The organism is Nocardioides piscis (genome assembly GCF_011300215.1).
GTDB lineage: Bacteria > Actinomycetota > Actinomycetes > Propionibacteriales > Nocardioidaceae > Nocardioides > Nocardioides piscis.
The window spans coordinates 3,108,381-3,125,521 of record NZ_CP049866.1 but is presented as its reverse complement, the minus strand read 5'-3'; the positions used below and the strand labels follow the sequence as shown (position 1 = coordinate 3,125,521).

At 68.0% G+C, this 17,141-nt stretch carries 18 protein-coding genes; 15 read left to right on the top strand and 3 right to left on the bottom strand.

Translation table 11 applies throughout. The features are described from left to right. Positions 1–29 precede the first annotated feature (29 nt). From G7071_RS15330 to G7071_RS15285, 10 genes are all read left to right on the top strand, one after another. Positions 30–4,526, top strand: a complete 4,497-nt coding sequence (locus G7071_RS15330) for a type VII secretion EssC family protein (protein WP_166320166.1) — start codon at positions 30–32, stop codon at positions 4,524–4,526. A gap of 87 nt (positions 4,527–4,613) precedes the next feature. Next, positions 4,614–4,901: a WXG100 family type VII secretion target gene (locus tag G7071_RS15325; RefSeq protein WP_206062826.1), complete on the top strand. Its 288-nt coding sequence runs from the start codon at positions 4,614–4,616 to the stop codon at positions 4,899–4,901. Positions 4,902–4,978: 77 nt separating this feature from the next. Beyond that, a complete protein-coding gene (locus G7071_RS15320) occupies positions 4,979–5,275 on the top strand; it encodes a flagellar protein FlgN (RefSeq protein ID WP_166320164.1) in 297 nt (98 codons plus the stop codon). Between the two features lie 140 nt (positions 5,276–5,415). Continuing rightward, positions 5,416–6,681, top strand: coding sequence for a hypothetical protein (locus G7071_RS15315; protein WP_166320162.1), 1,266 nt, complete (start codon positions 5,416–5,418; stop codon positions 6,679–6,681). A gap of 10 nt (positions 6,682–6,691) precedes the next feature. Continuing rightward, positions 6,692–7,339, top strand: coding sequence for a hypothetical protein (locus tag G7071_RS15310; protein WP_166320160.1), 648 nt, complete (start codon positions 6,692–6,694; stop codon positions 7,337–7,339). Continuing rightward, positions 7,336–7,959 (top strand): protein TPRXL, encoded by a 624-nt coding sequence (locus G7071_RS15305; RefSeq protein WP_166320158.1) that lies wholly within the window; start codon positions 7,336–7,338, stop codon positions 7,957–7,959. Before G7071_RS15310 ends, G7071_RS15305 begins: the two co-directional genes overlap by 4 nt. 47 nt (positions 7,960–8,006) lie before the next feature. Further along, positions 8,007–8,765 carry a hypothetical protein gene (locus G7071_RS15300; RefSeq protein WP_166320157.1) on the top strand — a complete coding sequence of 253 codons (759 nt, stop codon included), beginning with the start codon at positions 8,007–8,009 and terminating at the stop codon, positions 8,763–8,765. Positions 8,766–8,822: 57 nt separating this feature from the next. Beyond that, complete coding sequence (locus G7071_RS15295; protein WP_166320155.1) at positions 8,823–9,242, top strand: hypothetical protein; 420 nt, start codon at positions 8,823–8,825, stop codon at positions 9,240–9,242. Positions 9,243–9,455: 213 nt separating this feature from the next. Further along, positions 9,456–11,189 carry a periplasmic substrate-binding domain-containing protein gene (locus G7071_RS15290; protein ID WP_166320153.1) on the top strand — a complete coding sequence of 578 codons (1,734 nt, stop codon included), beginning with the start codon at positions 9,456–9,458 and terminating at the stop codon, positions 11,187–11,189. Positions 11,190–11,196: 7 nt separating this feature from the next. After that, positions 11,197–12,108: a spermidine synthase gene (locus G7071_RS15285; RefSeq protein ID WP_166320151.1), complete on the top strand. Its 912-nt coding sequence runs from the start codon at positions 11,197–11,199 to the stop codon at positions 12,106–12,108. A 37-nt stretch (positions 12,109–12,145) separates the two neighbouring features. On the opposite strand, the gene G7071_RS15280 is transcribed toward G7071_RS15285, so the two are convergent. Then, positions 12,146–12,931 (bottom strand): SURF1 family cytochrome oxidase biogenesis protein, encoded by a 786-nt coding sequence (locus G7071_RS15280; RefSeq protein ID WP_166320149.1) that lies wholly within the window; start codon positions 12,929–12,931, stop codon positions 12,146–12,148. 59 nt (positions 12,932–12,990) lie between these two features. On the opposite strand from G7071_RS15280, the gene moaA reads away from it, so the two are divergent. Further along, a complete protein-coding gene (gene moaA, locus G7071_RS15275) occupies positions 12,991–13,974 on the top strand; it encodes a GTP 3',8-cyclase MoaA (RefSeq protein WP_206063050.1) in 984 nt (327 codons plus the stop codon). A gap of 23 nt (positions 13,975–13,997) precedes the next feature. Here the strand turns inward: moaA and G7071_RS15270 are convergent, their stop codons facing one another. Next, complete coding sequence (locus G7071_RS15270; RefSeq protein ID WP_166320145.1) at positions 13,998–14,219, bottom strand: hypothetical protein; 222 nt, start codon at positions 14,217–14,219, stop codon at positions 13,998–14,000. A 160-nt stretch (positions 14,220–14,379) separates the two neighbouring features. Beyond that, positions 14,380–14,658 carry a DUF3099 domain-containing protein gene (locus tag G7071_RS15265; RefSeq protein WP_166320143.1) on the bottom strand — a complete coding sequence of 93 codons (279 nt, stop codon included), beginning with the start codon at positions 14,656–14,658 and terminating at the stop codon, positions 14,380–14,382. A gap of 75 nt (positions 14,659–14,733) precedes the next feature. On the opposite strand from G7071_RS15265, the gene G7071_RS15260 reads away from it, so the two are divergent. The 4 genes from G7071_RS15260 (at position 14,734) to G7071_RS15245 (ending at position 17,127) form a co-directional block, all read left to right on the top strand. Then, complete coding sequence (locus G7071_RS15260) at positions 14,734–14,946, top strand: dodecin (RefSeq protein ID WP_166320141.1); 213 nt, start codon at positions 14,734–14,736, stop codon at positions 14,944–14,946. Positions 14,947–15,008: 62 nt separating this feature from the next. After that, positions 15,009–15,734: a beta-ketoacyl-ACP reductase gene (locus G7071_RS15255; RefSeq protein WP_166320139.1), complete on the top strand. Its 726-nt coding sequence runs from the start codon at positions 15,009–15,011 to the stop codon at positions 15,732–15,734. Between the two features lies 1 nt (position 15,735). Further along, a complete protein-coding gene (fabI, locus tag G7071_RS15250; RefSeq protein WP_166320137.1) occupies positions 15,736–16,536 on the top strand; it encodes an enoyl-ACP reductase FabI in 801 nt (266 codons plus the stop codon). Positions 16,537–16,599: 63 nt separating this feature from the next. After that, positions 16,600–17,127: a SixA phosphatase family protein gene (locus G7071_RS15245; RefSeq protein WP_246210059.1), complete on the top strand. Its 528-nt coding sequence runs from the start codon at positions 16,600–16,602 to the stop codon at positions 17,125–17,127. Positions 17,128–17,141 lie beyond the last annotated feature (14 nt).

Sequence of the window (17,141 nt, the reverse complement as noted above, 5' to 3'; positions counted from 1 at the left end):
AACCGCCGCTGTCTTGAGAAGGGTGATGGATGAAGGTCAAGCTGACGCTCGTTCGCGACGGGGGAGAGCCGGCGGACATCGTCGTCACGGCCGACTCGACGGCCACGGCCGCCGACGTCGCTCGCCACATCGCGACGTCGGATCCCGCGCGCTCCGTGCTGGTCGGTGCCGGCGACGTGGTCACCCTTGCGGTCGCCCCGCCTGACGGATCCGCGCTGGAACCTCTGGATCCGTCGATCCACATCGGCGAAGCACCCCTCGGCTCGGGCTTCTCGGCAGCTGTCGTGAACTATGGACCGGACAAGTCTGCGGGCGCGGCGACCTACGACACCCGCAAGAACGTCGGCGTCCTGGTGGCCACGGCTGGCCCGCTGCGTGGTCAGGAGTTTCCCCTCAACGTGGGTCACGCGACCCTTGGCCGTGCGCCCGCCAACCACATCGCGCTCGACGACCCGATGGTCTCCAAGCTGCATGCGCGCATCGAGGTCGGCAGCTGGATCGAGCTCGTCGACCTCAACTCGGCCAACGGGGTGCTCGTCGACGGCGTGCCGGTCCAGCGCGTCCGACTCGTCCCGAACAGACCGATCGTCATCGGCGCCACGACTCTCGTGCTCCAGCTGGCGAGCGACTTCGAGGTGGGAGAGCGCGAGATCCTCGAGCGTGGAGGGGGGTTGCACTTCAACCGGAGCCCGCGCGTCGACGTACGTTATCCGGGCACCGCGCACCCGCCGCCCCGGATGCCGACAGAGCAGGCCGGGCGGGTGTTCCCGTGGACGATCCTGGTCGCGCCGATCATCATGGCCCTCGCGATCTATGCGATCACCGGGCGAGAGCGGGCGCTGCTGCTCATCTTCATGACGCCGCTCATGGCGATGGGCAACTTCATGAACATGCGCACGCAGACGTCGAACAAGAAGAAGTACGAGATGGAGCTCTTCGAGCGACAGTTCGAGAAGCTCGAGGAGGTCCTGTTCAGGTCGAAGCCGGAGGAGGAGGGCGCGCGCAACGACGAGGTGCCTCCCGTGGCCGAGGTGTTCGAGCACGCGGTCCGGCTCGGCCCCATGCTGTGGACGCGTCGACCTGAGCACTGGAACTTCCTGGCGCTCCGCCTCGGCACGACGCGCGCGCCGTCTCGCAACTCCATCGCTGAGCAGGACACCCAGGACGGCCTGCCCGAATACATCGAACGGCTCGACCGACTCCGCGACCGCTATCGCTATGTCGACGACGTGCCGGTCCTCGAGTCGCTGCGCGCCGTGGGCTCGGTCGGGGTCGCCGGACCGGCGGGCCCTGCCTCCGATGCCCTCCGCGGCATTGCGGTGCAGCTCTTCGGCCTGCATGCGCCCAACGAGGTCGTCGCAGTCGGCATCGCAGGCAGCGACTGGACGCCCGAGCTCGAGTGGATGAAGTGGCTGCCGCACACCACGAGTGAGACGAGTCCGTTCAAGGACCTGCCCCTCGCCGACTCAGCACCCACGGCGAACGCCCTGCTGAGCGCCTTGGAGGAATACGTTCTTCGAGCCGGCAAGCAGCCGGAGCCACGCGGACCCTTCGCGGAGACGTGGAACCCGATGCAGTACGGCACCGATGTGAACCGGGCGGCCGAGGAGGGGGCGACCAAGCAACGCGTGTCGGTGATCGTCATCGTCACCGACGACGCCCCCGTCGACCGGCCACGCCTGGTGCAGGTGCTCGAGCGCGGGGCAGACGTCGGCGTGCACGCCGTGTTCTGCTCACCGACGGTCGAGTCGCTCCCAGCAACCTGCCGGAGCTTCCTCGACGTCACCGCCGGCCTGCACGACACCACTGTGGGCCTGGTGCGCAACGGCGACCTTCACGAGCACGTCCGGGTTGAGGGGGTCTCCAACGACTACATGCACACCTTCGCGAAGCGGATGGCTCCCGTGGTCGACGCCAGCACGGTGATCCAGGACGCATCCGACATCCCCAACTCCGTGATGTTCCTGTCGCTCGTGGGACAGGAGACCGCGCAGGATCCCGAGGCTGTGATCGAACGGTGGCGTCAGAACAACACCATCATCGACCGGAGCCTTGCCGAGCGTCCCAGGTTGAGGCAGTCGGGCAACCTCCGGGCCATCATCGGTCAGGGTGCCAGTGATGCGATGACCCTGGACCTGCGCAGTCAGGGGCCGCACGCCTTGGTGGGAGGCACCACAGGCGCCGGCAAGTCGGAGTTCCTGCAGGCATGGGTGCTCGGGCTGGCCTCCGCGCACAGCCCGGACCGCGTGACGTTCCTGTTCGTCGACTACAAGGGTGGGTCGGCCTTCGCGGACTGTGTCGACCTGCCGCACTGCGTCGGCATGGTGACAGACCTGAGTCCCCACCTGGTGCGCCGGGCTCTCACCAGCCTGCGGGCCGAGCTGCACCACCGCGAGCACCTGTTCAACCGCAAGAAGGCCAAGGACCTGCTGGAGCTGGAACGGCGGCAGGATCCCGATTGCCCGCCTGCGCTGGTGCTGGTGATCGACGAGTTCGCGGCGCTCGCCGGCGAGGTGCCGGAGTTCGTCGACGGGGTGGTGGACGTCGCGCAGCGGGGCCGGTCCCTCGGCATCCACCTGATCCTGGCCACGCAGCGGCCGGCCGGCGTCATCAAGGACAACCTGCGAGCCAACACCAACCTGCGCGTGGCCCTGCGCATGGCCGACGAGTCAGACTCCAAGGACGTGGTCGACGACCCCGTCGCGGCGACGTTCCCCTCGAGCCTGCCCGGACGAGGAATCGCCAAGACCGGACCGGGACGCCTCACACCGTTCCAGTCCGCCTACGTGGGCGGCTGGACCAGCACCAACGAAGACGTCATGGCCGACGTCAAGGCCGCCGAGCTCCGCTTCGGCTCGACCGTGCAGTGGGAGCCCGAGCGGCCTCCCGAGTCCGACTCCCACGACGAGGACCTGGGCCCGAACGACCAGAAGCGGGTCGTCACCACGCTGACCCGGGCTGCCGACATGGCGGGCATCCCGACGCCGCGTCGGCCGTGGCTCGACGACCTCGCCGATGTCGTGGACCTGCGCGACCTTCCGGCCGAGGGTGACGGTCAGATCCTGCTCGGCCTGGCCGACCTGCCGGAGAAGCAGCAGCAGAACGCGACCTACTTCGTGCCCGACCGGGACGGCTCGATCATCGTCTTCGGCACCTCGGGGTCCGGGAAGACCACGGTGCTGAAGACCATCGCGACAGCGGCCGGGATGCGCCCAGACCTCGGCGCCTGTGAAGTCTTCGGTCTCGACTTCGCCTCTGGGGCGCTGGCGGCGATCGAACGTCTTCCGCACGTCGGATCGATCATCAACGGCGACGATGCCGAGCGCGTGCAGCGTCTGCTCCGCCAGCTCGGCCAGGAGCTGGACCGTCGCTCGGAGCTGTTCGCCAACGCCAACGCTGCGAACCTCAGTGAATATCGCGAGCTGGTCGACCCGACACTGCCCCGCATCGTGCTGCTGATCGACAACTACCCGGAGTTCAAGAGCGAGTGGGAGATCAGCTCGGCACGCGCGCCGTTCTACCAGGTGTTCATGCGCGTCCTGGGCGAAGGTCGCCCGTTGGGCGTGCATGCCGCCATCACCGCCGACCGTGGCGGTGCCGTTCCGACAGCGGTGGCTGCCAACATCTCCCGGCGGGTCGTCCTGCGTCTGGCCGACCCCAACCAGTACACGCTGCTGGGCGCACCCAAGGACATGCTGAGCGACGCGTCCCCGCCAGGCCGGGCCTCGGTCGACAAGAACGAGGTGCAGATGGCCGCGCTCGGGGGAACCACCAACGTGGCCGAGCAGACCAAGGCCCTCGACGTCCTCGCTGCTGAGCTGAGAGAGCGGGGTGCGCAGGATGTGCCCAGGATCGGGTCGCTTCCCGTGCGTGTCTCCTGCTCCGAGATGCCGGCCCGCGTCGACGGCCTTCCTGTGTTCGGCATCGCAGAGGACACCCTGGCGCCCCGCGGATTCGAGCCGGTCGGCCTGTTCGCCATCACCGGCCCACCGCAGTCCGGGAAGACCAACGCCCTGCGGGCGTTGATCACGGCGATGGAGAAGTTCGACCCCGACGTGAAGCTCTTCCACTTCGGCGGGCGCCGCGCCGAGCTGGGTTCCTATCGCGACTGGGTGCGCAGCGCCACTCGCCCTGAGGAGCAGAAGGAGCTGGCCACCGAGCTCGCCGAGATCGTCGCCGAGGAGTCGGCGACCGGCCGGATCATGGTGGTCATCGAGGACGTGCCGCATCTCATCGACGGGCCGGCCGACCGCGGCATGCGCGCCCTGATGCAGGCCATCTCCAACAGCGAGCACCTGTTGGTCGGCGAGTCGGACATCTCGCGTGCGGGGAGCGGCTCGGGTGTGCTCGGAGCGTGGAAGGCGGACAGGCAGGGAATCGCCCTCAAACCGGACACGCACGACGGTGAAACTTTGTTCAAGGTGCCGTTCGGACGTGTCAAACGGACCGATTTCCCTGACGGGCGGGGGATATTCGTCCAGGCGGGTCGAGCGATCACGATGCATCTGCCGATTGCCGATGTTTAGGATGCAGCCGTGGTGGGAAAGCCACTCACTGACCAGGGGCGGGACATTCCAAAGATCTCGCAAGTCACGAAAAGGACGGACTGAATCATGAGCGACTTCGGCGCAACCTACGACGAGATGGAGGGCACCGCCCTCAAGCTTGACGACGGCAAGGAGTCCATCGAGAACGCCCTGACCGAGTGCCAGGGCTACGTCGACGAACTGGTGCAGGATGGCTTCAAGACCGAGAAGGCCTCAGGCAAGTTCCAGGAGGGCTACGAGGACCTGACCACCGGTCTCAAGGACGCCTCCGAGGGCGTCACGGAGATGGCTCAGGCGTTGCGTGACATGGCCCAGGCCATCCGCGACCTCGACGACCAGCTCGCCGGAGGCTGATCGCTCGTCTGGTGGAGCCGCACCGTCACCGGTTGCGGCTCCACCGGTCCCGGTAGCTCGGAAGGAAGCAACACATCATGGCTGACATATACGTCAAGCTGGACGACCTCGAGGAGGTCGTCACGCAGCTCGAGGAAATCATCACCGAGTTCGAGAACGCCACCTCGCTGTCCGAGGAGCTGGAGTCGGCCATCGGCGACCCCTTCGGCGACAGCGATCTTCGTGACAAGGCTCGAAACTTCGAAGAGCGATGGGACGACAAGCGCAATCAGCTCAAAGACGGGTTGTCAGGTGTCAAGGACCACGCCAAGGGTGTCATTGAGGGCATCAGGGACTGGGATTCCCAAACAGCGACTCAGCTGAGCAACGTGTAGGCCCCAGTTCGGGTGCATCGTGGCCCACTGACGCGTTTCCCGTCGCCGAATTCTGGCGGTGGCGATGGCCCGCAGACTCGTCGTCGTCCGGCACACCGGTGCAGCCCACCGCATCACTAGACCACCAAGGAGAAGCACCGATGGATCGATCGCCTGATCGACAGCTCGAGATCGAGCGCGTCGAGGGAAGGCCTGGCGACATCATCGACCGCGGGGAGAAGATCGAGACCCTCGGACAGATGATGCTGGACAGCGCCACGACTCTCGAGACCATCAAGAACAACGCAGTGGGCGACGGCAGTCAGCAGGGCAAGGCGATCGACAAGCTCAAGGACTCCATCGGCGAGTCCTTCGAGAAGCTGCGCGAAGCAGGGGAGCTCTACAAGCCAGTCGGCCCGGTGATCAAGGACTACGGCACTGCTCTGGCGGAGTGCAAGCCGGTGATCAACGATGCAGTCGACGACTGCGAGTCGCTGTGGGCCGTCTACGAGGGTCTGCCGGGGGACAAGGACGGACCGACGAACCCCGAGGATGTCTTCGACATCGGGGCGGAGATGTCGAAGCTCGGCGGGGAGGACAAGGGCCCGACCGATGCGCAGAAGAGCGGGGCTGCCAACAACCAGGCCAAGCTCGTCGCCTACGAGAACTGGTGCGATGCGGCCAAGGACTTCGAGGACGGCTACGACTCGTGGGAGACCGCCTTCGACGACGCGGTGACAAACATCGGCAACGAGCTCTCCGGCTCCATCAAGGACAGTCGTTGGGCGAGCCTCGTCGACTTCCTCGAGGTCGCCGCGCTGATCGTCGGCGTCGCCGCACTGATCATCGGCGGCCCGCTGATGGCGGCGCTCGCACTCGCCGTCGGTGCACTCCTGCTGATCACCACCATCATGGCCTACAAGAACGGCGAGCGCTCCGGGAGAGACATCGCCTTTGCGGCACTGGGTGCTTTTCCGTTCTGCAAGGTCACTGCGGTCACCAAGGTGTTGAACCTCGGTGCCGGATCGACCTCGAGGATCGTCAGGACAGCCACCGGGATCAAGGCTCTGGACGGTGCTGGAGCGCAGGCCGCGAAGTTGGTGAGCGGTCAACAAATCCTCAACAAGGCCGGCCTGGCGGCGATCTTCAAGAACCACGGAGCCGCCGCCGGGTTCCGACAGCTCTTCACCGGGTCACGGAACGGTTTCACGAGCTTCTACCGCGGTCAGAAGAAGCTCTACGAGGGACTGGAGTTCGCGGACGCGCGCGGCCTGGACGCCGTCAGGAGGCTCGCAAGGATCGACCAGGCGGTCACGCTGTTCTCGACCACCGGGCGCAACCTCAACTACGCCAACCTCACCGCCGAGCAGTTCGGCGGCAGCGTCCCGACGATCCCCAAGTCGCTCTTCGTCAAGTTCGCCTCCTAGGGTCGTGACGATGAACGAAGCTGAATGGGTGATCGACCTCGTCGACAAGGACCTCGACATCGACGGGTGGAGGTTTCTTCCTTCCGGTCTCGACGCCGACTCTCGCGAGCAATGGCTCGCCGAGTCGGCCGCCGAGCTCGATGGCATGGTCGGCTGGGACGAGGACCATGTCACGGCCGACGTTGCGCGGGCGCTGCTCGAGCAGGCGCTCGAGATGAGGGACGAGGCTCAGTCCGTCGCGATGCTGCAGGTGTGGCCGCCGTTCGATGGGCAGACGGCCATGTGTCACGTCAACATCCTCCCGAGCGCGGCCATGCCCGCGTGGACGGAGCTGGACGACGCCGTCGTCCAGCCCGTCGACGCCCCGCACCTCGGTCGCGGCCTGCATGTCGTGACCCAGCGGATGGTCAGGATGGACGAGGGCCAGCAGGACGTCGAGATCACCGGGGTGCACTTCATCTTCGCCAACGACGAGATCACCGTCATGCTGAGTCTCGACGAGACGTTGACTCCGCTCGTCGGACTGACGATGCCGGCCCTCGTCGTGCTCATGCACAACATGCGCGTGATCAACAAGACTGATGGCACGGCGTTCGAAGGTGTATCGCCGCAAGGTCTGCTGAGCGAGGAACCCTGGGACTTCGAGGCCAGCCGATGACGGTTTCTGATCTGCGAGCTGAGCTGGGAGCGACAACCGTGCCGGACTTCGAGATGACACTGCCGCCTGGATGGACGCGTCAAGCTGTCGACGAGACGACGCTCGACGGAATGCTCGGCGCACTTCGCAAGAGGCTGATGGAGGCGCACAAGCCCCAGGCGTACGCCGAGCTCCAACCGCTGGTGAAGCAGTCCTTCGAGGCCATGCGGCGCCAAGGTGCGTTCGCATTCTTCTCGCCGACCGAGCCGGACGACTCAACGGTTTGGCTCCCTGCCTCCATCATCGCCTCCGAGCGACGGGCCGAGGCGGGTCAGAACCTGGACGACCTGGCTCGCACCCTGATCAGGGAGGAGGGTGCGACACCCTTGGCAGGCGACAAGCGGACGCTGCGCTTCGAGCGTGAGCGACCGGTGCGCGTGGGCTCACAGACCGTGATAAGTCACTCGATCATCTACCTCACGCCGATCCCCGGGACCGGACGTCGCAGAGCTCTCCAGCTGGTGGCCGGCTTCGGGCGCGTGCCTGAGGATGCGAGCGACGATCCGTTCCTGATGAAGACGAAGTACCTCTTCGACAGCTGTGTCGCAACACTGCGGTGGCGGGCGCCGCAGAGCACCTGAGAGCCGTTCTGCGCTGGTTGAGTCGATCGTCGATGGGAGTGTCACAGGTGTCTTTGAAGCAGTTGCAGCGGTGGGCGAAGACGACCGACTTCCCAGGTCCCATCAACTGGGCCGAGGTCGAGGCGCGAATCATGGCGGAGCCGGGGCCGACGTCTGAGGAATTGGCCAGGGCCGCCCAGCGTGCTCCGGCGCAGGGGGCGAAGGGCCTGTTGCTGAAGCTCCTGAAGGCGCTGCTGTTGGCGCCGTTCGTCGTGCCGACGCTCGGTGCGTCGGCCGTGGGCCTCGGGTTCGTGGTGGCGTTCGTGGTCTTCGACAGGGAGCTGCCGACCGGGTGGGGCATCGTGGTGCAGCTGGTGTTCGGCGGCGGGCTGCTGGTCACGTTCTTCACCGTCTACACGTGGCTGGAGTCGCGGCGCCGAGGGTGGGAGAACCTCGGGGTGAGTGGCCTCACTGCGCTGGCGTCCGGGGGGAGCTCATTCCTGCTCGCCACGTCCACGACTCCTCTCACCGACGTGTGGCCCTCGGTCGCGCTGATGGCCAACATCACGGCAGCGGCGGCACTCCTTGCCTTCCTCTTCTTCCTGGTCGTCGCCAAGCCCGCGCCAGGACTGAGCGCCCATGAGCGCAAGCGTGAGATCTCGCCCGAAGAGCGTTGGCTGCGCACTCAGCGGGCGGTCGTGCTCGAGCAGCTGGTCCGACGCGGTCTCGTCGACGATGCGGACGTCTCGAACATGATCGTCATGCCGCCCGGCACGTGGTCACAACAGGAGTCGCTGCCCGACGGGCGCGTCATCCGTCATCGGTGACCACACGTGTGATCGTCCGTCACGCATCGTTCCGTCATCCAGGAAGTGGAGTCCCCCATGGGCGCAGAGAAGAACATCAGCCTCAACTCGCAGGTGTCTGAACACGCCCTCTTCACGACACTCGTAGCCGTGGTGCAACAGGCCCCCTACGAGATCCGCGGCCTGAGCAACGAACTGCACCAGATGAAGTTCGTGAGCGGCAAGACCCTCATGTCGTGGGGTCACGCCTTCGCGGCGACCGTGACGGGGGAGGGTGCAGGGTCGGTGCTGCATTTGACTGTGACGGTGGTGCCGGGGGCGCCGAAGTCGTTGATGGATGGTCGGAAGAACCAGAAGGCGGCTGAGAAGTTCATCGAGGCGATGAACGCTGCTCTGGCAGCTCCCAACCCCCCTCGGCCCGAGCCCGTCGAGTCGTTCGCCACGATCCGTGACGGCAGGCCCGTGCCCTGGACCGACGGTGACTACCCGGGAGCGTAAGGGTGTCCCTCGACCCCCAGGTGGCGGGTCTTCTCCCACAGCGACCCGCCGTGCGTGTCGCCGCCCGGAGAAGCCACCCGGGCGACTTGGGGGACGCGCCGGCGCTCGTGTCGGGAAGCACAGGCTCCCTCTCCACCGTTCGACCGTTGATAACCTCGCTGCCATGCTGAACGGCGGTACGGGGCGACGTACGACCCCACACGGCTTCCGCCGGTGAGGCCACGACCTCGCGGAGCGCGCCCTGGCTCCCACTCGATCGCCGCTGCCCCCTTGGTCGGTGCCCTCCTCCTGACTGCGTGCACGCCGGACCTGCCTCCTTCGGTCGTCGAAGGGTCCTCTGTCAGGGTCGGCTGGTCGCACAGCCTGACCAGCCTCAACCCAACGACCAGGAAGGGCGACACCGAGGGCAACCGGGAGATCGCCGCCATCACGCACGACCAGTTCGCACGCCTGGCCGGCGGCGAGGTCGTCGAGGACGAGAGCTTCGGGACGGTCGCCGTGGTGGACGACTCCCTCACGTCCTTCACTGTCCGCTACGACCTGGCGGAGCGGACGTGGTCCGACGGCATCCCGATCGATGCCGCCGACCTCCTGCTCGCCTGGGCCGCCGGCTCGAACGCCACAGCGGGAGACTTCGACTCCGTGCGCAGCGATCTACGCCGAAGCACCGCCGTGCCAGAGATGGACGAGTCGAAGCGGCGCATCGACGTCTCCTACACCGTGCCGGTGCGGGGCTGGCACACAGCACTCGACGTGACGCTGCCCGCGCACGTCGTGGGGAAGACGGCGCTCGGTGTCGAGGACCCGATGGAGGCCAAGCAGGCGGTGATCGACGCGATCATCGACGGTGATGAACAAGACCTCGCCGAGATCGCCGAGACGTGGAGCTCAGGCTTCGATGTCGGCGGCGGCGACGTCCCTGAGGAACTCGCCGTCGGGAGCGGTCCCTATCTGGTGACCGCCGTTGACAGCGCGGAGCCAGGTGCCGGCAGCCTCACGCTCGAGGTCAACCGCTCCTACAGAGGGGACTCTCCGCCGTCCTACGAACGCGTCGAGGTCGTGGCGGCTGACGATCTCCTCGCCGGCTTCCCGGACGACCTCGACGTGGTGCAGGTCAGCCCCACTCCGGACAACTTCTTGACCGTGCGTCACTTCAAGCGTCGCGACCACCACCTGGCGGAGACCCACGCAGGGCAGCTGTGGACGCTGGTGCTTCGCGCCGACGCGGGTGTCTTCCGCTCGCGAGATGCCCGCCGGGCGTTCCTGCGCGCGACGTCGGCGGCCGACATGCGGTCGGCTGGAGCGGGTCAGTGGGAGAGCACCTACGCCAACAGCCAATCGCTGCTGTTCCCACCCGAGTCCGACGGCTACGAGATCTCGGTCGAGGACGCCGGCTTCCGAGCAGCCTTCGAGTCCGCTGTCGCGGACGCCCAGGTCGAGCGCGCCCAGGCCGGCGTCGCGGCCGGCACCCAGGTGTGCGTCCTCCACGACAACGACGACGCGTTCGCCACCGGGGTGTTCCGAGAGCTCAGCAGGTCTGCCGCTGAGGGCGGGTGGGCGGTCCGCGACTGCGGCGCAGCGGACATCGAGCCGGCCCTCGCCCAGGGGCAGGGGTGGCAGGCCGTGCTGACCAGGGTCCCGCTGCCCGAGAGCCCCGAGGACATCAGCGCCGTGTGGGGCGGCAAGGAGGCCTCCCCGCTGACGGGCACCCGGAGCAAGGAGCGCGGGAAGCTCGTCGCAGCGCTCGACGAGACTGCCGACGTCTATGACGCCCGGGACATCCAGGTGGCCATCGAGGCGGGCCTGTTCGAGGAGTTCGTCGCCCTGCCGTTGACCCTCGATCCGGTCGTGACCCTCTCCGAGCGCGGCATGAATGCGGTGCTTCCACCATCTGGGGACTCCGCCACCCTGCTGGGAGGCGCGGCGATCTGGGAACCGGAGAGCTGACGCTGCCATGACAGAACCGACGCCGCCGAAGGATTCGGGGATCGAGACGCTGCTCCTCTCCGACGGCACGACCGCGGAGCTGATCGGACGCGACGGGGGGTGGATCCTCGAGGTCGACGGCATCCGGCAGTCCCACATCGTCCGACCGGGTGAGGCCACGGCGTTGGCGGTGGCCCGCTGGCTGCTCGCCGCTCTCGGGACCGAACGGCGCAGTGTGCTTCACCTCGGTGGGGGCCTGCTGACCTTGCCGCGGGCCGTGGCCGAGGTGAGCCCGCAGTCGCGACAGGTGGTCGTCGAGCGGGATCCGGTCCTCGCAACCCTCGTGCACGAGAGGTTCGGGTTGCCGGAGAACGTCACCCTGGAGGTGGCGGACGCCCGGGGCTGGCTGGCGGCAGCGGAGGCTGCGGAGTCCCCGAGAGCGACGTACGACGCCGTGGTGATCGACGTCTTTGCCGGCGGCCGCATCCCTGGGGCCTTCACGTCCCGGGAGTGTTTCGCCAGTGCCCGGTCGCTGCTCGACGCCCGGGGCGTCCTGCTCGTCAACTCCGTCGCTGGGGGCGACCTGACCTTCACCCGGCGCCAGATCGCCACCGTCAGGGCCGAGTTCGAGCATGTCGCGATGATCGTGCAGAACTCGTCGCTGCACGGGTTGCGGTTCGGCAACGCCGTCCTGATCGGGTCAGCCGCGCCGATCGAGAGCGATGCCATCAGGGCCGGGCTCGCGGGCGATTCCTCACGCGGTGCCCTGGTCACCGAGCTCGACGACCTCGTCGGTGCCGCGGAGGTCGTGGTGGACTCCGACGACCTGTGGTCACCCGAGCCCGACCTGCCCGATGCCGGACCTGCTCTGCGTCTGCTGGCTCAGGCCAGGACCCTCGGCTCGGCGTTCGGACCCGCGGCAGGAGCGCCGCCGCAGTAGCCCGACCGGCTGGACCGACGAGCAGTCGGCGACGCTCTCAGCTCGGTCGTGCTCGGTGCGGCCCGGAAGGTGAGCGGCGCGACCCACGCACCGGTCCGCGTCCGCCCCGGGCCTCGTCGATGACGAGGTAGACGAAGCCGAACAGCGCGAGTGCCCCGAAGAACCACCACTGCAGGCCGTAGAAGAAGTGGGGACCGCTGTCGAGGTCGGGCAGCTCGACCGGGGCCAGCGGGTCGTCCGCCTCCGGGGACTCCGAGCGCAGGTCGACGAACCCGCTGACCACTTCGCGGTCCAGCGCCTCACCGATCTCCTTGCTGCTGATCGAGCGTGTCGACTGATCGGTGACGGCAGCGCTGTCGCCGGTGGCGTCCAACCGCAGCCACCCCTCGATCTCGACCTCCCCGGCCGGAGGCTTCGGAACGTCCTCGGGGGTCGCGCCGCGGTTGTCGGTGGCGAACCACCCCCGGTCGATCAGCACGCTCGAGCCATCGGCCAGCACGAGCGGGACGACGACGTCGACGCCCGCGGCCCCCTCGCGCGTGCGATATCGCACCACGACCGTGTCCTCCACGGCGTAGGTGCCGGTGGCGGTGACGTGCTTCCACTCGTCGGCGCGGGTGAGCTCAGCTCCAGGCGCCGTCACCTCCGAGACCGGCACCGGCGGACTCTGCTCGTTGCGCTCGATTTGGGCGTTCCGCTCCCGGCGGTCCTCGAGACGGTCGAACTGCCACTCGCCCAGCCGCCACGCGACCCAGGCCAGGGCGATGACCACGACGAAGAAGATCACCCACCGGCGACTCAGCAGGAACCTCAACGACGGCACCGGACGAGGTTAGGCCATGAGTGGGTCGAGCTGGCAGGCACACCTAGACTGTGGCCGTGATCCCCCTCGCAGACCGCTTCGGCCGTGTGGCCACCGATCTGCGCGTCTCGCTGACCGACCGCTGCAACCTGCGCTGCTCCTACTGCATGCCGGCCGAGGGGCTCGACTGGCTGCCGGACGACCAGACGTTGAGCGACGACGAGGTGAAGCGGCTCATCGGCATCGCCGTACGCCGCCTCGGAGTCACCGAGGTCCGCTTCACCGGCGGCGAGCCGCTCGTGCGCCGCGGACTCGTCGACATCGTCCGGCACACGCACGACCTGGGCGTCGAGACGTCGCTGACGACCAACGCGCTGGGCCTCGCCCGGACCGCCCCGGCACTGAGGGCGGCCGGCCTCGACCGGATCAACGTGTCGCTGGACACAGTGCGGCCGGAGACCTTCCTCGAGATCACCCGCCGAGACCGGCTGGCGGACGTCATCGCCGGTCTCGAGGCCGCGCGCGACGCCGGTCTGTCGCCGCTGAAGATCAACGCTGTGCTCCTGCGCGGGGTCAACGACGACCAGGCGGGAGAGCTGTTGCAGTGGGCGATGGATCGCGCCTACGACCTGCGGTTCATCGAGCAGATGCCGCTCGACGCGCAGCACCGGTGGAACCGCGACACGATGGTGACTGCCGATGAGATCTTCGACCGGCTGAAGGCCGACTTCATGCTCACCCCGCACGCAGTCCCGCGGGGGAGCGACCCGGCTGAGCTCTTCGACGTCAACGGCGGTCCGGCGACGGTCGGCATCATCGCGTCGGTGACGAGGCCCTTCTGTGGCGACTGCGACCGCGTGCGGTTGACCGCGGACGGTCAGATCCGCAACTGTCTCTTCGCGCGTGAGGAGTCCGACCTGCGGTCGGCACTGCGTGCCGGCGCCACCGACGAGGAGCTCGCGCGCCGATGGGTGGTTGCGATGGCGGGGAAGCGTGCCGGCCACGGCATCGACGACCCCACCTTCCTCCAGCCCGACCGCCCGATGTCGGCGATCGGCGGCTGACGGCGCCCTGTGGGCTGTTGCCCCTAGGCCGTCGGGACGGGCTCGGTCTCCTTCAGGAAGCCGCGAGCGCCGAGGAACTCGCTGAGCGACACCCGGTGGGCCTCGCAGGCCAGCCACGTCTTGCGCCGCTCGGGGGTGTGGAGCTTGGGGTTGTTCCACAGCAGCGCCCACGAGGCGCGCTGCGTGCAGCCCTTGGCCGAGCAGACGGGCTCGTCCTCAGCGTCTGCCTGGTGCTGTTCGGTCACAGTTCCTCCGGGAAATAGACCGGTGCCGGACAGCCACGGGGGGAGCTGTCCGGCACCGAAGCGACCACAGACGGGGGATGCTGGGGTCGCAAGTTGATTCTTGCACGACACGATCCAGATTCCAACAATCGCCCGGGCGAGTCGCCTCCGCCACGGGGGCCTAGCGGAGCTCTCGCTCGGCCCGGGTCTCCCGGAGCTCGAAGCCGTCGTCCTTGCGCTGGGTCGCGTTGGCCAGGACGACGGCGACGTAGGGCAGCAGCACGGCCCCGGCGACCAGCACCCAGCGCAGGATCCCCGGGCCCACGACCACGGCCCCGATCACGCACGCGGTCCGGATCGCCATCGAGACCAGATAGCGGCGCTGGCGGCCCGCGATGTCCTCGGACGCGCTCGAGGGCGCGGTGGTGATTCGCACGGTGGGCGAATCCTTGGCGGCCATGCCTCCATCGTACGGCGCTAGGCTCAATCGGGAGCGGGCGAGCTGCGCCCACCCTGCCCCAGCACAGGAGCCCACATGTCCAACCGCACCTATCGCGTCACCGAGATCGTCGGCACCTCCCCGGACGGCATCGACCAAGCTGTCCGCAACGGGATCGAGCGAGCCGGGCGCACCTTGCGCCACATCGACTGGTTCGAGATCACGCAGGTGCGCGGTCAGGCCAAGGACGGTCAGGTCGAGCACTTCCAGGTCGGCATGAAGGTCGGCTTCCGCCTCGAGGACGACTAGCCACCTCGAGCTGCAGTGGTGCGTTTTCGCCTACCCCGGGGTAATCACTAGCGTCGTTGGACGTGACTGAAAACACCACTGCAGCTCCCCGATCTGTGCTCGTGACCGGTGGCAACCGCGGCATCGGCCTCGCCATCGCCGAGGCGTTCCTCGCCGAGGGCGACCGGGTGGCTGTCACCAGCCGCTCCGGCGGCGCCCCCGAGGGCGCCCTGGACCTCGTGTGCGACGTGACCGACCCCGACGCCGTCGAGCGGGCGTTCGCCGAGATCGAGGCAGCCCACGGGCCGGTGGAGGTCCTGGTCGCCAACGCCGGCATCACGCGCGACACGCTCGTGCTGCGCATGTCGGAGGACGACTGGTCCTCGGTGGTCGAGACCAACCTCACCGGCTCCTTCCGGCTCGCGAAGCGGGCCGCGAAGGGGATGCTGCGTCTGCGACGCGGGCGGATCATCTTCATCTCCTCCGTCGTGGGGCTGCTCGGATCTGCTGGGCAGGTCAACTATGCGGCCTCCAAGGCCGGTCTCGTCGGCATGGCGCGGTCGCTGGCGCGGGAGCTCGGCTCACGCTCGATCACGGCCAACGTGGTCGCGCCCGGCTTTGTCGAGACCGACATGACGGCCGTGCTCAGCGATGACCAGAAGAAGGCGATCAAGGCCCAGGTGCCGCTGGGCCGCTATGCAGCGACGAGCGAGGTCGCCTCCGCGGTGACCTGGCTGGCGTCCGACGGCGCCGGATATGTGACAGGAGCCGTCATCCCGGTTGACGGCGGACTCGGAATGGGGCACTGAGATGACGAGCACGGATTCGACGATCAACCCGAACGGACTGCTGGCCGGCAAGCGGATCCTGGTCGCAGGCGTGACCATGGACTCCTCGATCGGGTTCGCCACGGCCAAGGTCGCCCAGGAGCAGGGGGCCACCGTCCTGATCTCCAACTTCGGGCGTGCCCTGGGCATCACCCGCCGCATCGCCAAGCGGCTGCCGGCGGCTGCGCCGGTGCTCGAGCTGGACGTGACCGACGACGACCACCTGGCGGGCCTGGCCGACCAGGTGCGCGAGCACGTCGACGGCCTGGACGGGGTCGTGCACTCGATCGCCTACGGGAACCCCGAGACGCTGCTCGGCGGGAAGTTCCTCGACGGTCCCTGGGCGGACGTCGCGCAGGCGGTGCAGGTCTCGGCATACTCCCTCAAGTCGCTCGCCGTGGCCACCCGGCCGCTGCTGTCGTCGGGCTCCTCGATCGTGGGCCTGACCTTCGACGCCACGACTGCCTGGCCGGCCTACGACTGGATGGGCGTGGCCAAGGCGGGCCTGGAGTCCACGTCGCGCTACCTGGCTCGTGACCTGGGCCCCGCGGGGATCCGCTGCAACCTGGTGTCCGCCGGGCCGCTCAAGACCTTGGCGGCCAAGGCAATCCCCGGCTTCGAGGATCTCGAGTCGGCGTGGAAGGACCGGGCTCCGCTGGGGTGGGACGAAACCGACCAGGAGCCGACGGCCAAGGCCGTCTGCGCGCTGCTGAGTGACTTCTTCCCTGCCACCACCGGCGAGATCGTGCACGTCGACGGTGGTTTCCACGCGATGGGTCTCTGAGCCGGACGGCAAATATTTCGTTGCGGAAGCGACACGTCACCACTTGACTGGAAGAATCTGCGCGTGCAGTCCGATCGAACCACCTCGCCCCGCCGCCTGGTCGTGATGCGTCACGCCAAGGCACAGTCGTGGGGGGAGACCGACCACGACCGACCGCTGGCCGACCGCGGGCGCGATGACGCTGTGGCAGCGGGCCGCTGGGTGGCCGAGCAGGGCGTGGTCGTCGATGCGGCGCTCATCTCGAGCGCAGCCCGCACCCAGGCGACGTGGGCCGGGGTGGCTGAAGGCGCCGGATGGGACGCCCACCCCGTGGTCTCGGACGCTCTCTATGCTGCCGAGCCCGACGCAGCTCTGGATCTCATCCGCGAGACCCCCGAGCAGGCTGGTTCGCTGATGGTGCTGGGCCACAACCCCACGGTCGGCTATCTGGCTCAGCTTCTCGACGACGGTCACGGGGACCCCGAGGCCAGCATCTCGATGATCGGGGGCTTCCCGCCGTGCGCCTTGGCGGTCTTCAGCTTCGAAGGTCGTTGGGCTGACCTCGACCTCGGCGCGGCCACCGTCCAGAGCTTCCACGTGGGGCGAGCCTGAGCTCTGGCCGCCGG

Coding starts and splice junctions, on each gene's coding strand:
- G7071_RS15310 (WP_166320160.1), top strand. CDS start 6,692: ATGAACGAAGCTGAATGGGTGATCGACCTCGTCGACAAGGACCTCGAC.
- G7071_RS15265 (WP_166320143.1), bottom strand. CDS start 14,658: ATGGCCGCCAAGGATTCGCCCACCGTGCGAATCACCACCGCGCCCTCG.
- G7071_RS15305 (WP_166320158.1), top strand. CDS start 7,336: ATGACGGTTTCTGATCTGCGAGCTGAGCTGGGAGCGACAACCGTGCCG.
- G7071_RS15325 (WP_206062826.1), top strand. CDS start 4,614: ATGAGCGACTTCGGCGCAACCTACGACGAGATGGAGGGCACCGCCCTC.
- G7071_RS15295 (WP_166320155.1), top strand. CDS start 8,823: ATGGGCGCAGAGAAGAACATCAGCCTCAACTCGCAGGTGTCTGAACAC.
- G7071_RS15260 (WP_166320141.1), top strand. CDS start 14,734: ATGTCCAACCGCACCTATCGCGTCACCGAGATCGTCGGCACCTCCCCG.
- fabI (WP_166320137.1), top strand. CDS start 15,736: ATGACGAGCACGGATTCGACGATCAACCCGAACGGACTGCTGGCCGGC.
- G7071_RS15330 (WP_166320166.1), top strand. CDS start 30: ATGAAGGTCAAGCTGACGCTCGTTCGCGACGGGGGAGAGCCGGCGGAC.
- G7071_RS15285 (WP_166320151.1), top strand. CDS start 11,197: ATGACAGAACCGACGCCGCCGAAGGATTCGGGGATCGAGACGCTGCTC.
- G7071_RS15320 (WP_166320164.1), top strand. CDS start 4,979: ATGGCTGACATATACGTCAAGCTGGACGACCTCGAGGAGGTCGTCACG.
- G7071_RS15315 (WP_166320162.1), top strand. CDS start 5,416: ATGGATCGATCGCCTGATCGACAGCTCGAGATCGAGCGCGTCGAGGGA.